Source organism: Sphingomonas sp., from assembly GCF_039595165.1.
In the GTDB taxonomy this organism is placed as follows: domain Bacteria; phylum Pseudomonadota; class Alphaproteobacteria; order Sphingomonadales; family Sphingomonadaceae; genus Sphingomonas.
Genome location: NZ_JBCNMA010000002.1, coordinates 16,578 through 32,999, shown reverse-complemented (window position 1 = coordinate 32,999; position 16,422 = coordinate 16,578). Strand labels below are relative to the sequence as shown.

Annotated in this window: 7 protein-coding genes; 5 read left to right on the top strand and 2 right to left on the bottom strand. The window is 66.4% G+C overall.

What is annotated here, in order from left to right; all coding sequences use genetic code 11:
- The first annotated feature begins 249 nt into the window (after window positions 1-249).
- Window positions 250-1,833: a DUF5597 domain-containing protein gene (locus ABDV68_RS00535; RefSeq protein ID WP_343517690.1), complete on the top strand. Its 1,584-nt coding sequence runs from the start codon at window positions 250-252 to the stop codon at window positions 1,831-1,833.
- 55 nt (window positions 1,834-1,888) lie between these two features.
- Window positions 1,889-4,726 carry a TIM-barrel domain-containing protein gene (locus tag ABDV68_RS00530; protein ID WP_343517727.1) on the top strand — a complete coding sequence of 946 codons (2,838 nt, stop codon included), beginning with the start codon at window positions 1,889-1,891 and terminating at the stop codon, window positions 4,724-4,726.
- 74 nt (window positions 4,727-4,800) lie between these two features.
- On the opposite strand, the gene ABDV68_RS00525 is transcribed toward ABDV68_RS00530, so the two are convergent.
- Entirely contained in the window at window positions 4,801-6,399 is a 1,599-nt protein-coding gene (locus ABDV68_RS00525; protein WP_343517689.1) for an alpha-L-fucosidase, read from the bottom strand.
- Window positions 6,400-6,584: 185 nt separating this feature from the next.
- Here ABDV68_RS00525 and ABDV68_RS00520 point away from each other — a divergent pair, with 185 nt between their 5' ends.
- Complete coding sequence (locus ABDV68_RS00520; RefSeq protein ID WP_343517688.1) at window positions 6,585-8,348, top strand: sialate O-acetylesterase; 1,764 nt, start codon at window positions 6,585-6,587, stop codon at window positions 8,346-8,348.
- Window positions 8,349-8,354: 6 nt separating this feature from the next.
- Here ABDV68_RS00520 and ABDV68_RS00515 read toward each other — a convergent pair whose 3' ends face one another.
- Window positions 8,355-10,577: a hypothetical protein gene (locus tag ABDV68_RS00515; protein WP_343517687.1), complete on the bottom strand. Its 2,223-nt coding sequence runs from the start codon at window positions 10,575-10,577 to the stop codon at window positions 8,355-8,357.
- 85 nt (window positions 10,578-10,662) lie between these two features.
- On the opposite strand from ABDV68_RS00515, the gene ABDV68_RS00510 reads away from it, so the two are divergent.
- The gene (locus ABDV68_RS00510; protein WP_343517686.1) at window positions 10,663-13,104 is read left to right on the top strand and encodes a glycoside hydrolase family 3 N-terminal domain-containing protein; all 2,442 of its coding nucleotides are present in this window, start codon (window positions 10,663-10,665) and stop codon (window positions 13,102-13,104) included.
- A gap of 178 nt (window positions 13,105-13,282) precedes the next feature.
- On the top strand, window positions 13,283-16,378 hold the full coding sequence (locus tag ABDV68_RS00505; protein WP_343517685.1) for a TonB-dependent receptor: 3,096 nt from the start codon (window positions 13,283-13,285) through the stop codon (window positions 16,376-16,378).
- Window positions 16,379-16,422 lie beyond the last annotated feature (44 nt).

Sequence of the window (16,422 nt, the reverse complement as noted above, 5' to 3'; positions counted from 1 at the left end):
ATCGGCACCAGAAATGCGAACACGGCCGCCCACAGCCATCGTGCCATCGTCACGGGTGTTTCCCCCTCAGGCATCAGCCTCGTCTAATAGTCCGACTCAATTTCCGCGGACAAGATAGACACGCCGATTCAGAAATGATACCGCTACCATAAGGGCGCCAAGTCGCTCGTCACATCATGGGGAGGAACCAGCTTGTTTTGCCGCGAGAGCAGTCCGAGCCGTGCGCCGCGCAAGCTCGCCATACTGGGCATGGCCGTCGCCGCGCTGTTCGCCGCTGCCCATGTCCATGCGGACGAATTGCCCCGGCTGGAGACTCGCAACGGCCGCCATGCGCTGATCGTCGATGGCGCGCCGTTCCTGGTGCTGGGCGCGCAGGTCAACAACAGCAGTGCCTGGCCGGCAATGCTGCCTCAGGTTTGGCCGATGGTAAATCGGCTGCACGCCAATACCGTGCAGGTGCCGATCGCCTGGGAGCAGATCGAGCCCGAGGAGGGGAAGTTCGACTTCTCCTTCCTCGACCAGCTCCTCAAGGAGGCACGCGCCAATGACAAGCGGTTGATCCTCCTCTGGTTCGCGACCTGGAAGAACACCGCGCCCGCCTATGCCCCGGCCTGGGTGAAGCTCGACAACAAGCGCTTCCCGCGGATGCTGAACGCCAAGGGCGAGACGCACTACGCGCTGTCGCCCTTCGCCAAATCGACGCTGGAGGCGGACACCAAAGCGTTTGTGCGGCTGATGGAGCACCTCAAGACCGCCGACCCGCAGAACACGGTGATCACCGTGCAGGTGCAGAACGAGCCAGGCACTTATGGCAGCGCGCGGGACCATTCGTCCGAGGCCAACCGGCTGTTCGCCGGACCGGTGCCGGACACGATCCGCAATCGCTTCGGCAAGGGGCCGGGCGCCTGGACGCAATTGTTCGGCCGCGACGCCGAGCTCTATTTCCATAGCTGGGCGGTGGCGTCGTACATCGACAGGGTCGCGGCGGCAGGCAAGAAGGTGAAGCCGCTGCCGATGTATGCAAACGCGGCGCTGCCCGGCAACCCGTTCGACTGGCAGGATCCGAACAGCTTCGCCTCGGGTGGTCCATCGCCAGCGGTGATCGATATCTATGAGGCGGCAGCGCCGAACCTCGACTGGGTATCACCCGACATCTACAACCCCGACCACAAGGCCTATCTCGGTTTCCTCGACAAATATGCGCGCAGGGACAATCCTCTGTTCGTCGCGGAGACCGGCAATGCGCGCCACTATGCGCGCTATTTCTTCGCGACGATCGGGCGCGGGGCGATCGGCTTCTCGCCCTTCGGCATGGACGCGACGGGCTATGCCAATTTTCCGCTCGGCGCGCCCAAGCTCGACCCTGAGACTGTCGAGCTGTTCGCGCGCAATTACGAGCTGTTCGCGCCGATGCAGCGGGTCTGGGCCAAGGCTGCTGCCGAGGGCAAGGTGTGGGGCGCGGCCGAGCCGACCGATCCGGCCGCCAAGTTCACGCAGGTGCTGAACGTGGGTGGCTATATCGCCACCGTCACGTTCGGCCGGCCGCAATTCGGCTTCGATCTGCCCAAGGGCAATGAATGGCCCTCGGGCGGGGCGGCGATCGCCGAGCTGGGACCCGATGAATATCTCGTCACCGGTTTCAATGCGCGGGTCGAGTTCGCCCGCGTCGCGACCGATAAAAGGCCGCTGCTCTTCGACCGGGTCGAGGAAGGATATTACGACAAGGGCAAATGGGTCTTCATGCGCCGCTGGAACGGCGACCAGATCGATTACGGCCTGAATTTCACCGGTGCGAAGCAAGTATTGCGCGTCAAGCTCGCCACCTATCGCTGAATCAAAAGAGAGTATCGGAGAGATGAGGAAATTCGCCGTTCTGCTGGGCGCCAGCATGATAGCGTTGTCGACAACCGCCGCGGCCCAGACCGCCGGGGGCTGGCGCAAGACGGGCACGGGTTTGGTCGTGACGCCCGCGGGAGGAAGCGAGAAGCGGGTCGAGCTCCAGGTCTATGGCGACGGGCTGATCCGCGTGACCGAGAGTGACAAGGCCGATCCCAAGGTTCCGGACAGCCTTCAGGTGATCGCGCCGCCCGCGAAGCACGGCTTCACCGTCAGCGAGGGCAGCGGCACGGTGACGCTGGCGACCCCGAGCCTGTCGGCGACGGTGCGGCTCGCGGACGGCAATGTCGCGTTCCGCGATGCCGCGGGCAATGCGATCCTCAACGAAGCGGCGAGCGCCAGCTTCCGGTCCGCGCATGCCGAGGGGCAGAATTACGTCGCGGTGACTCAGCAGTTCAACCGCGGCACCGACGAGGGCTTTTACGGCCTCGGCCAGCACCAGAACGGGCAGTTCAACTATAACGGCGAGGACGTCGAACTCGCCCAGTACAATTTCGTCGCGGCGGTGCCGTTCGTCGTCTCGACGCGCAATTATGGCGTGCTGTGGGACAATAACGGGATCAGCCGCTTCGGGAATCCCAAGCCCTATGCGCTCGCCGGCGCGCCAGGCGACAGCCTGCGCGTCGAGGGCAAGGACGGCCGCCCGGGCTGGGACGCGCGCTATTATCTGGGCACCCGGTTGGCGGTTTCGCAGAGCGAGCAGACGATCAACTACCAGCATATCCGCGACCTCAAGAACTGGCCGGCGGACGCCAAGGCCAAGACCGTCGCGGCGACTGGCGGGCAGAACACCGCGGGCAACGCGGTCGAGACCCAGCGCGTCGAATGGACGGCGAACGTGACGGCGGACAAGGGCGGGCCGCACCGTTTCCGCCTCTATGGATCGAGCTATTTCAAGCTCTATGTCGACGGCAAGCTGGTAATGGATCGCTGGCGCCAGAACTGGCACCCCTGGTACCATAATTTCGACGTGCCGATGACCGCGGGCAAGCCGGTCGCGATCCGCATCGAATGGGAGCCGAACGCCGGCTATATGTCGCTCCACCACAGCGATCCGCTGCCCGAGGCGGAGCGGCACTCGCTCACCCTGACCTCCGACCTCGCCCATGCGATCGATTACTATGTCGTCGCGGGCAAGGACATGGACGGGGTGATCTCGGGCTATCGCAAGCTCACCGGCAAGGCGTCGATGCTGCCCAAATGGGCCTATGGTTTCTGGCAGAGCCGCCAGCGTTACGATACGCAGAAGGAGATCCTGGACGTCGTGAGGACCTATCGCGACCTCAAGATCCCGCTCGACAACATCGTGCTCGACTGGCGCTACTGGCGCGACGACGACTGGGGCAGCCATCGGCTCGAGCCCAAGCGCTTCCCCGATCCAAAGGGGATGATCGACGCGCTGCATAAGCAGCACGCCAATTTCATGATCTCGGTCTGGCCCAAATTCTACCCCGCCACCGACACCTATAAGGAACTGGCGGCGGCGGGCGGCGTCTATACGCGCAACATGACGATGGGGAACAAGGACTGGGTCGGCCCGGGCTATCTCAACACCGACTACGATCCCTACAATCCCAAGGCGCGCGCGATCTATTGGCGGCAAATCCGCGACCGGCTCGCAGTGCTCGGGGTCGACGGCTGGTGGCTCGATGCCAACGAGCCCGACATGCACTCCAATCTCTCGCCCGAGGAGCGCGCCTGGATCATGGGGCCGACCGCGCGCGGACCGGGCGGCGAATTCTACAACAGCTTCTCGCTGCCCCATAACGAGAATGTCTATAAGGGCCAGCGGGCGATGCGGCCCGATGTACGGCCCTACATCCTCTCGCGTTCGGCCTTTGGCGGCATCCAGCGCACCGGCGCGACGATCTGGTCGGGTGATATTGCCGGCCGCTGGGACGATCTGCGCGAGCAGATCCCGGCGGGGATCAACTTCTCGATGACCGGCATTCCCAACTGGTCGCACGACATCGGCGGCTTCGCCCTCGAGGACCGGTTCACCAACCAGGATCCGGCGCATGTCGCTGAGTGGCGCGAGCTCTACCTCCGCTGGTTCCAGTTCGGCGCCTTCTCGCCGATCTTCCGCAGCCATGGCGAATTTCCGTATCGCGAGACCTACAACATCGCGCCTGCGGGCTCGCCGGTGCGCAACGCGCTGATCCGCTATACCGAGCTGCGCTACCGTCTGATGCCTTACATCTACACGCTTGCCGCCGACACCAACCAGAAGGACGGCAGCATGATGCGCGGGCTGGTGATGGATTTCCCGGCCGACCCGAAGGTGCGCGACATCGGCGATCAGTATCTGTTCGGCCCTTCGCTGCTGGTGACGCCGGTAACTGAATTCAAGGCGCGCAGCCGCGACGTCTATCTCCCCGCCGGAACCGACTGGTTCGACCTCCACACCGGCAAGCGTGAGCGCGGTGGGCGAATGGTGAAGGCGGATGCGCCGACTGCGATCATCCCGGTCTATGTCCGTGCGGGCAGCATCATCCCCACCGGGCCGGTGATGCAGTACACCGACGAGAAGCCCGACGCGCCGCTCACCATCCTGGTTTATCCAGGCGCGGACGGCAGCTTCTCGCTCTATGAGGACGATGGCCGCAGCCACCAGTTCGAGAAGGGCGCCTTCAGCCGCATTCCCTTCGCCTATGACGACGCCACCGGCACGCTGGCCATCGGCGTGCGCGAAGGCAGCTACAAGGGCATGGTCGCCAACCGTCAGATCGTCGTGCGCTGGATGAAGGACGGCAGCGGCATCGACGGCACGGACGGCCGGTCGGCGCCGATCGCCTATTCGGGCCGGGCGGTGACGGTGAAGCGGCCATGATGTGCGGCCGGTGGCCGATGGCGTTGGAATGAGTGCAATCCTCCCCCGCGAGGGGAGGATCGTTCGAGGCGCTCCTAGATGATTCCGCTGCCCTCGATCCGCAGCATAGGCACGAACGCGTCGGGGCCGGGCGGGGGCAGGGTGATGCGGAGGCCGCCCTGCGTCTGTTGCAGGTCGAGCGGCCCGCCGCCGAGCAGCGTGACGCGCTGGACCTGCGCGCCGGCCAGCGATGCCATTGTCACCGGCTCCTGCGGCCAGTCCATCAACGCCGCATAGAGCTTGCCGCGGTTGGTGGTGAAGCGGACGTCGCGGGCGGAGAAGGCGGTTTGGTTCTCGTTGTGCATACCATCCCCCGTGCGAGCCGGGCCCTCGCCGTAGCGGCGCCATGGGCGGCTGCCGTGAATCGCTTCGGCATTCACCGCCATCCAGCGCGCCATGCCGTCGAGCAACTTCTCTTCCTCGTCATCGATGCTGCCGTCGCCGCGCTGCGGGATGGAGAGGAGCAAATTGCCGTTCTTCGACACGACATCGAGCAGCCGCTGGATCACTTGCTTCGCGGTCTTGTAGCCCTTCCGCTCATAGAGCGGCCGGTCATAATGCCATTGGCCGATGCAGGTGCAGGTCTGCCACGGCTCGGCGCGGATACCCTCGGCGAAGCCGCGCTCGACATCGTCGGTGATCGCGCGGCGCTGCTCGGCGGAGAGTTTCTTGCCGGTCAGCACGACGTCGACCGCGCCGCTCGCGGCGACCGACTGGTTGTAGTAATGCGCGGCCGCTTCAAGGCCGTAACGCTCGAGCGGCAAGCCGTAATTGTCCATATAGACGAGGTCGGGCCGGTATTTCTCGACCAGCTCCTTTTGCCGCGCCAGCCAGTTGGGCGCGAAGCCGGGATTGCTCGCCGGCACCGTCTCCAGCCACTGGCCGTCATGGGCGTCGTGCCAGGCGTTCATCGCGGCGATGCCGGCGATGCCGTCGGGCGCGACCATCGAGGGGCCGGTGTAGAGCAGGCGCGGGTCGAGCCCCTGCCACCATTTGCCCTTGCCGTCGGCCTTGCGCAGCCGGAAGGCGTCGTAGCGGACGCCGCGCATCGGTCCCTCGGCGTCATAGCCATAGGCGGTCTGCCACCAATGCCAGGCATGCGCGCCGTGATTGGAGACGCCGAACCGCAGCCCCGCAGCGCGTGCCGCACGCGCCCATGTTCCCACGATATCGCGCTTCGGCCCGACCCGCATGGTATTCCAGGCGTGGTGGGTACTGGCGAACATGTCGAGATTGTCGTGGTGGTTCGCCATCGACACGATGTAGCGTGCGCCCGCCGCCTTGTATTTGGCCACCAGCGCCTCGGGCCGCCACTTGTCGGCGCGCCAGCGCGGGATGAACTCCATGAAGCCGAACTTCGACGGATGGCCATAGCTGCGCAGGTGATGCTCGTAGGTGGGATGGCCCTGGACGTACATCAGCCGGCCGTACCAGTCGCCGAACTCGGGCACGCATTGCGGTCCCCAATGCGACCACATGCCGAGCTTGGCATCGCGAAACCAGTCCGGGCTGCGAAAATGATCAGCGAGCGAGGCCCAGTCGGGACGCACCGGATCCGTGCCGCTTCGCGCATGGGACGCTCCCCCCGTCAGCGCGGCCGCGCCGCCGGCGAGCACGCCGCGTCTCGTGATCATGTTATCCTCTCCATCACCACTTGCGTGATCCGATCCATGTGATAGCGCTATCATAAATTCAAATCGAGGGGATTGTGATGGCGAGGCGAGTTGGTGGGACGGCGCTTGCGCTGGTGTTGGCATGGGCAGCTCCGGCTGGAGCGCAAACGCTCAAACTCGCGCCGGTCTTTTCCGATCACATGGTGGTGCAGCGCGATCGTTCTATTCCGGTCGACGGCATTGCCGCGCCGGGAGCGGAGGTCATTGCGCAGCTCGGCGATTCCCCCGCGGTTACCGGCCGCGCCGACGACGCGGGCCGCTGGCGGATCGAGCTGCCCGGGAGCGGGACGCGCGCCTCGACCACGCTCACCGTGCGCTCGGGCGGCGAGACGCTGCGGCTTGCCGATGTAGCGGTGGGCGACGTCTTCTTGTGTTCGGGCCAGTCGAACATGGAGTTTACGCTGCGCGTCGCCACCAACGCCGATGGTGCCGTCGGCGCGAGCGCCAATCCGGCGCTTCGCCTGTTCAACGTTCCGCGCCAAAGCAGCACGACGCCGCAGGCGCAGTTCGCGGCGCCGACCCTCTGGCAGCCGTCCGCCCCGGCAAGCGCACGCGACTTTTCCGCCGCCTGCTGGTTCATGGGCGCCGAGCTGCAGCGCCGCCGCAAGGTACCGGTCGGGCTGATCGCCGCCTCCTGGGGCGGATCGATCATTCAGGACTGGCTGAGCGAGGCCGGCCTGCGCCGCAATGGCGGGTTCGACGACGGACTGGCCCTGCTTGCGCTCCGCGGTACCGATCCGGCAGCCGCACAGCGGGTGTGGGAGGCGGAGATCGATCGCTATCTCAAGCGCGCGATGGCGACGCTCGCGCCCCCGGTCCCGGCAGATCCCGGCCGCTTCTGGGAGGAGTGGGGCGGTGAGCTCGCGACCTTCGACGGCACCGGGGCGTTCACGACGCAAGTGACGCTGACCGCCGATCAGGCGCGGCGCGCGCGGCGAATCCATCTCGGCGCGGTCGACGATCTCGACCGCACGCTCGTCAATGGGCAGCGGATCGGCGCAACCACGGGATGGAACACCGATCGGGTCTACGCGCTTACCCCCGGCCAGCTCCGTGCCGGCGTCAACCGGATCGAGATGCAGGTGGTCGATACCGGCGGCGGGGGCGGGATGTGGGGAAGCACGCCGCGCCGGATCGAGCTGGACGATGGCAGCTCGGTCCCGCTCAATGGCCCCTGGCAATTTCAACGCGGCGCGGACCTTCGCCGGGCGGGACCTGCGCCCTATGTCCCCTGGGTCGGCGCGAACGGCCTGACGACCCTCTACAATGGCATGATCGCGCCGCTGGGCCGCATCCCCCTCGCCGGAATCGCCTGGTATCAGGGTGAGGCCAATGTCGGAGATCCGGCGGGCTATGCGAAGCTACTGCCCTCGCTGATGGCCGACTGGCGCGAGCGTTTCTCGACCAAGCGGTTCGCGATCGTCCAGCTGGCCAATTTCGGGCCGATGCAAAGCCAGCCGATCGATTCCGCCTGGGCAGCGCTGCGCGACGTCCAGCGCGCGACCGTCGCGGCAGATCGCGACGCCGGCATGGCGGTGGCGATCGATGTCGGCGACCCGCGCGACATCCACCCGACCGACAAGAAGAGCGTCGGCCTCCGCCTCGCCCTAGCCATGGAGGGGGCGAGCAATGCGCAGCTCCCGGCGGCGGCGCGCGCGAGCGACAAGGTCCGGCTGACGTTCGACCGTCCGCTGCAGGTGATCGGCGGCGCCGGACCGCTCGGCTTCGAAACCTGCGGTGCGAGCGGGTGCCGCTTCGTCACGGCGCGGCTGGTCGACGCCTCTACCGTCCTCGTCGATGCGGCGTCCGGCGACAGCAAGCTGCGCTATCTCTGGGCCGACAGCCCGATCGCCAATCTCTACGATCGCGACGGGCTGCCGGTGACGCCGTTCGAGATCGCGCTGCCCTGAACCCGCTCAGCGCGGCTCGCCATAGAGCAGGCCGCGCCCGTCGGTGCCGACATAGACCCGGCCGAAGATCCGCGGATCGCCCTCGATCACGCGGATTCGGTTGCCCCATTGGTTGGCGTCGTCATTGACCCGCAGCCAGCTCTTGCCGGCGTCGGTCGATCGCCAGATGCCGGTGACGCCGGCTTGCGTGCCGAAGGCGAAGAGCGTCGGTTCCGCCAAGCCTTGCGCAGGCTTGCCGAACGCGAAGCGCCTGATCTCCAGCCCCTTGCTCGCGACGGCGAAGCTGCGTCCGCCGTCGCGGCTGCGGTGCAGCGTGCCGTCGATATTGAGCCACAGGTCGCCCGCGGCAAACGGAGAGGCAGCCAGGGGCCACGGCGACTCGACATTGAAGGTGCGCGCCTTCGAGAGATCGCCGGGCAAGGCCGCGGCGGCGCGGAACCTGCGCCCGCCGTCATTGCTGACGAACAGCTTCGCCGAGCTGAAGTCGAGCATGTAGAAGCGCCTGGGATCGACCTTGTCTGCGACCGCGCGGGTTTCGCGGGGCGCATTGAGGCCCGAGGTCCAGGTGATGCCGCCATCATGCGAGAAGAACGGGGTCGGCGTCGCCACCGCGAGCACTGCGCCATCGGCGGAGACGGTGATCGCAGGCGTCTTGATGAGGTCGTGGCGCTTGACCTCGCTCTCGCCCACCTCGGCATAAGGCGGGAGCAGGACCGGCTCCCATGACCGCCCGCCATCCCGGGACAGCGCGAGCGTCGCTTCGGTCTTCTGCCCTTGGTGCACGCGCCCGCTGCGAACCATGATGGCGGGCGCCTGCCCCGCATAGTCGAGGTTGATGGTGGTCACGAGATGAGGGGTGAGGTGCATGGTGGGTGGCGAGACCGCGAAATCGTCGTGCACGAACCCGGCGATATCGCCGAAACCGGAGATCAGGTTGGCGCCGCCTGTCGGGCTGGCGAGCGAGACGATCGCGGTCTCCTCGACTCCCTCGGTCCAGGGTTTCCACAGGCCGGTGCGCCAGCCGTCCGTCGCATAGACAGTCGCGCCGGTGGTGTAGGCAATGTGCCCCGCATCGAACGGATCGACCGCGATGCCCGCGATCCAGTGGCCGAAATCGGCCTCCTTCTCGTCGAACCGCAGCCATGGCGCGGCGGCGATGTCGCGGCGACTGCCCTTGCCGATATCGGTCCAGGTCGTGCCCCAGTCGGTCGAGACATAGGCGGTGTCGGGGTGTGCGTTCATCGTCGCCACCGCCAGCGTGCCGGGCGCGCTGTGTGCAAGGCTGATCGCCATATAGCCGCCGCCGTGCGCGCTGCCCTTGCCGGGCGTGATGTCCGTCCACTGCCCGCCCGCCAGCCGCCACACCGCTCCGCCGGATACCCCGTTCGGCCCTATCCCGTTCGAATAGGCGACCACCAGCCGGCCGTCGTCGGAGATGTCGCCCTTTGCGGGCATCAGTCCGGTGGGCCCGCCAGGCACCCTGGCCCAGCTCGAGCCGCCATCAGACGAGCGGTAAAGGCCTTGCCCATCCGGATCGGCCACCGCGGCGTAGATGGTCCGCGACTTGCCGCCCTTTGCGCTCGACCGGTCGAACAGCACGAAGCTGACCCCGGCGTTGCTGCTCCAGCGCTCGGCCGGGACCGGTTTGCCGGCATGGGGGAAGCCGGCGACCTTGCTCCATGTCGCGCCCGAATCGGTGCTGCGCCACAGTCCGTCGAAACGCGATCCGAAATAGAGGATGGCCGGGTCGGCGGGATCGATCGCGAGCCGCTCGCCAAGCCCGCGCCCCGGCTCGTTGCCGCCCATCCTGAACGGAACAGGGACGATCGTCCAGGTTGCCCCGCGATCCGCCGAACGCAGAATCGCGGCAGGTCCGCGATGGTACATGCCCGCGGCGAGATAGACGATGTCCGGGTTGCGCGGGTCGGCGGCGATGCTCTCGATCCCATGATAGTTGCTCTCGCCCATTCCGTCCTGAAGCGGGATCCAGCGCCTTGCCTTCGCGTCCCAACGATAGGCGCCGCCGATATCGGTGCGCAGATAAGCGAGCCCGCGCTCCGCGCGGCTGAAGATCACGCCGGGCGAGAAGCCGCCGCCGCCGACCTTGACGTTGCTCCAGCGATAAGGGACGGATTGCGCCGGGCCGGCCTCCCGCGCGGGGGCAGGCACGGCGAGGATGACGGCCATGGCGGACAGGGCGCCGAGAGCGATTCGGAAAAATGTGGACATGGCCTCCCCTCGCATTATGGTAGCGCTCACATTTTCATCAACGATCCGATAAAATCAACCTTGGGAGAGCGCCGTGAAGGCAGGAATGGCATGGTTGCTGTTGGCGGGGACAACGCTGTCTGTCGGCGGCGCGGCGGGCCAGGACGGCCCGGCCTCGACCGCGCACCCCGAGCTATGGCCGGCGGCGAAGAGCGTCGGGCTGGTCGATCCGGCGACCGAGAAGAAGATCGACGAACTGCTCGCCAGGCTCTCGATCGAGCAGAAGGTCGGCCAGCTGATCCAGGCCGATATCGGCACGATCAAGCCGGAGGATCTGCGCAAATACCCCCTCGGCAGTATCCTGGCGGGCGGCAGCTCGCCGCCGCTCGGCGCCCCCGATCGCTCGGCGATCGGCCCATGGCTCGCCTCGGCGCAGGCGTTTCGCGCGGTCTCGCTCGAGCGACGCCCCGGCTATGTGCCGATCCCCAACATCTTCGGCATCGATGCCGTCCACGGCAACAGCAACATCGTCGGCGCGACGATCTTCCCCCATAATATCGGCCTTGGCGCGACCGACGATCCGGCGCTGATCGAGAAGATCGGGCGCATCACCGCGCTGGAGACGGCGGCGGCGGGGATCGACTGGGCGTTCGGCCCGACGCTGGCGGTGCCGCAGGACGATCGCTGGGGCCGCGCCTATGAGGGCTATTCGGAGAAGCCCGACATCTCCAAGGCCTATGCCAAGGCGCTGATCGACGGGTTGCAGGGCGCGCGCGCCGGCGGGACGATCCAGCAGGGTCATGTCGCCGCATCGGCCAAGCATTTCCTGGGCGACGGCGGCACCACCGGCGGCACCGACCAGGGCGACACGCAGGTCGACGAGAAGACGCTGATCGCGACTCATGCCCAGGGCTATGTCGCGGCGATCGATGCGGGGGTTATGACCGTGATGGCGTCGTTCAACAGCTGGAACGGCGAGAAGATGCACGGCAACAAGTCGATGCTGACCGACGTGCTCAAGGGCAAGATGGGGTTCGACGGCTTCGTCGTCAGCGACTGGAACGGCCACGCCCAGATCCCCGGCTGCACGCGCACCGATTGCGCGCGCGCGATCAATGCCGGCATCGACATGGTGATGGCGCCGGACACGTGGAAGGGGCTGTACGAGAGCACGCTGGCGCAGGCGAAGAGCGGTGCGATCCCGATGGCGCGGATCGACGACGCGGTGCGCCGCATCCTGCGCGTCAAGTTCAAGCTCGGCCTGTTCGACGCGCCGCGTCCCTATGACGGCCGCGCCGGGCTGATGGGCGCGCCGGAACATCGCGCGGTCGCGCGCGAGGCGGTGCGCAAGTCGCTGGTGCTGCTCAAGAACGAGGGAAAGCTGCTTCCCGTACGGGGCAGCGCCAAGGTGCTGGTGGCAGGCGCGGCGGCGAACGACATGGGGCCGCAGGCGGGCGGTTGGACATTGAGCTGGCAGGGCGACGGCAACCAGCGCAGCGACTTCCCCAACGCCCAGACGATCTGGGAAGGGATCGACGAAGCGATGCGCACGCAGGGCGGCAGTGCGACGCTCAGCCTCGACGGCAGCTTCACCGCCAAGCCGGATGTGGCGATCGTGGTGTTCGGCGAGGCGCCCTATGCCGAGATGCGCGGCGACATCCGTTCGCTCGAGTTCGAGCCGGGCGACAAGCAGGCGCTGGCGACGCTCAGGAAGCTCAAGGCGGCGGGCATCCCGACCGTGTCGGTGTTCCTCTCGGGCCGGCCGCTCTGGGTCAACCCGGAGATCAACGCTTCCGACGCGTTCGTCGCGGCATGGCTGCCGGGCAGCGAGGGCGGCGGCATCGCCGACGTGCTGATCGGGGACAAGGCGGGCAAGCCGCGCCACGATTTCCAGGGGCGGCTGAGCTTCTCCTGGCCCAAGACCGCGGGCCAGTTCGTGCTCAACCCCGGCCAGCCGGGCTATGACCCGCTGTTCGCCTATGGCTTCGGGCTCGACTATCGCACCCCGGCCAAGCCGCTCGGCGCGCTGAGCGAAGTGTCGGGCGTCGACGCCAGCCTGTCCAACCGCTCGGTGTTCTTCGCGCGCGGCGCGACACCGGCGCCGTTCACCGTCGCACTGGGTGCCGGAGTCACGCGGACGGCGGTCGATTCGCCGACTCAGCAGGAGGGCGCGATGCGCCTCACATGGTCGGGCGGCGCGCCCGCGGCATTCGCCATCGCCGGGCCGGAAATGGACTGGTCGCGCGAGAGCAACGCCGATCTGTCGCTGCGGATTCTCTATCGCGTCGACACCACGCCCGTGGGGCCCGTCGAGCTGGCAATTCCTGACGGCGCGGGCGGCAGGGGGCTTGCCGCGACCGCGATGTTCAGCCGCAAGCCCGGCGAATGGCAGACCGCCACGATCAGTCTCAAATGCTTCGCCAAGGTCAATCCAGGCCTCAAGAAGGTCGCCTCGCCGCTGCGCATCACTGCCGCCGCGCCGTTCACGGTCAGCATCGGCGACGCGCGGATCGTCTCCGATCCGAACGCCAGCGAGTGTCCGGGGTGAGTCCGGAAGAGCATTTGAAAAGAACTATCAAACGCAAGCAAACTGTCACAATTTTCGGTTGACAGCGCTGACCGGGGCTGGAAGGTTAGCGCTATCAAAAAGAGGGAGTCGCATCCGAGGTAGATGCGGCCCACGGCGTCGCCGTTTATTTCAAGGGGAGGGTTCGTGAATGTCGAACATGTCTGTTAGCGCTAACATTTCCGACAAGATCAGCGCGAGGCTGGGGGCGTCCTGGCTGGCGATTGCCGCGATGGGAATCGCACCGCCTGCTTGGGCGACGGACCCGGAAGCGGCGTCGCCGGCCGAGGGAGTGGCTGCCTCGCAGGATGGTGGTCAGTCGAGCGAGCAAGACGTCATCATTACTGCTCGCCGTCGCGCTCTCGAGGCGGCTGACGCGCGCAAGCGGGCGTCGGAAAGCATCATCAGCTCGGTGGTCGCCGACGAGGCCGGCAAGCTGCCCGACAACTCGATCACCGAAGTGCTGCAGCGCGTTTCAGGCGTGAGCATCGTGCGCTTCGCGGCGCTGGGCGATCCGGACCATTTCTCCGTCGAGGGGTCTGGCGTCCAGGTGCGCGGCCTTTCCGGCGTCGCCTCGCGCCTCAACGGCCGTGAGATCTTCAGCGCCAATGGCGGACGCGGGCTGATCTGGGGCGACGTCACGCCCGAGCTCATGTCCGCGGTCGACATCTACAAGTCGGCCACCGCCGATCTGATCGAAGGCGGCACCGGTGGCCAGATCGATCTGCGCACCAAGCTGCCGTTCGACTTCTCGCCCGGCTGGCATGCCGCGGGCAGCCTCGAGGTCAGCATGGGCGACCTGGTGGAACAGACCGACTATGCCGGCTCGTTCCTGCTCTCGAACCGCTGGAGCACCGGCATCGGCGACATCGGCCTGCTCGTCGACCTGGCACACAGCCGGTTGACCTCGCGGTCGAATTTCTTCCGCACCGAGCCCTATTTCCGCCGGCGCCTGCCGGGCGATACCGAGGACGTGTTCATCCCCGGCGGCTATGATTATGGCGACGAGCAGTTCAAGCGCGACCGCACCGGCATCTATGTCGCCGGGCAGTGGGCGCCGAGCGACGATTTCACGCTGACCGGCATCTTCTTCCAGTCGCGCTACAAGAACCACAACCAGTCGCACTTCGCGATGCAGGCGTTGCAGAACCTGTCGGTCGATCGTGCCGGGAGCACGTTCGACGAGAATGGCGCGCTGCTCTCGACCAACTCGATGTTCCTGCGCCGTGTGACGGATTTCCAGCCCTCCGGCGCCGCCATCACCGGCGGCGGCGGCACCGAAGGGACGCGCTCGAAGTCGCTGACTCGGGATATCTCGGCCGAGTTCAGCTGGCAGCCGGGCCAGGGGCCGTTCAAGCTTTCGGGCGCTTATCAGAACGTCCTGTCGACATCTCAGGCCGACCGTCTCGCGATCTTCCGCGAGGTGCCCTTTCCCTCGTCGTTCGGGTTCGATCTGACCGGCGAGTTTCCGAAGGTCACTCTCCCCGCGATGGCCCCGGGCCAGTTCAGCAACCCGGCCAATTACATCTGGGCCGCGGCGATGCCGCACAACGAGCGCAACCGCGGCACGATGAACGCGGCCAACCTCGACGCGGAATATCTGTTCGAGGACAGCTTCTTCAAAGCGGTGAAGGTCGGCGGCCGCTGGTCGGACCGCCGGGAGCGCGATCTCAACAACGGCTATACCTGGACTGCGCTCGGCCGCGGCTGGACCGGCGTCCCGACGCCCTATTCGCCGCAGCTGACCTTTGCCAATGCGGCGCCGGGGGATACCGAATTCTACGCCTTCGACAATTTCTTCCACGGCCAGATCGCGGTTCCCGCGAATACGCTGTGGCCGTCAATCGCCTTGGTCGAGGGCGTCAACCCCGACGACCTCCACCAGGCGCCGCCGGCCAATTTCTGCGGGCCGGCCGACTGGGGCAATCCAACCTACTTCAACTGCGCGTCTGCCGGACCGCTCTCTTCGAGCACCTATGGCAACCCGCGGGCACGCACGGCCGCATTCCTGCCGCAGGATCTTGGGACGTGGCGGACTCAGACTTTCGCGGGCTATGCCCAGGTTCGCTTCGGGCGCGACTATGAGGAGGGCAAGCTCGGCTTCTCGGGCAATGTCGGCGGACGCATCGTGCGGGTGAAGAACGAGTCGCAGGGTTTCATCATCCAGAACGCGCTCACCTATATTCGCAACGGCCAGACGGTGACCCTGGACCGCCGAGTCGATCCGCGCGGCGGCAGCGCGACCTTCACCCGGTTCCTGCCGGCGGTGAACCTGCAGCTCCAGCCGAGCGAGGACGTCAAGCTGCGGGCGGCATACAACATCACGATGGACCTGCCGACCTTCAACGCGACGCGCGGCGGCGGTGAGATCGGTGTCGGCACGGTGGCCAATCCGGTTCAGGGCCAGCCTGCCATCTTCAGCAACTTCACCGCCTCGACGGGCAATCCGTTCCTCAAGCCGGCCATGTCCAACAATGTGGATATATCGCTGGAATGGTATGCGAAGCCGGGAACGTTGTTCTACGTCAACGGCTTCTACAAGCACATCAAGGACCTGCCGATCTACTCGCTCGGGGAGCGTGAGGTCACGATCCGCTATCAGGACGGGACGACCGAGACCGCGCTGGCGGCGGCTTCGGACGTTGTCACGGCCACGGAGGCGGCGACGGTGAAGGGCATCGAAGTCGGCGGCCGCACCTTCTTCGACATGCTGCCAGGCTTTCTGGCGGGGTTCGGCATCGAGGCCAACTATACGTTCATCAACAGCAAGAACCCGGGCGATCTGTATCGCGACATCTTCGGCACGATCCGCAACGATGCTCCGCTCCAAGGGCTCTCGAAGCACAATTACAACGTCACCCTGCTCTATGAACGGAGCAATCTCTCCGCGCGCGTGGCCTATAGCTGGCGGTCGAAATATCTGCAGACGACCAACGCGAACGGCACCAATCAGGCGTACAGTTACTACCCCGCTCCCGGGGTCCCGGCCGAGGACTTCGACTGCGCCCAGCCCAACAACGGCTTCTGCTCGCGCATCCAGACCGCCTTGCCGACCTACGGCGACGCCTATGGCCAGGTCGATGTGGGCGTAACCTACAAGGTGACCGACCAGCTCTCGTTCACCGTGAAGGGCACCAACGTGCTCAACGCGACCCAGCGGACGCTGATGGGCGGCTACAAGAACGACGCCATCTATACGCGCAGCTGGTTCCAGAGCGACCGGCGCGTCAGCCTCGGCGCGAACCTGTCCTTCTAGTATAGGGTCCCTGGGGCGGCCGGCCAATTGCCGGCCGTCCTCAG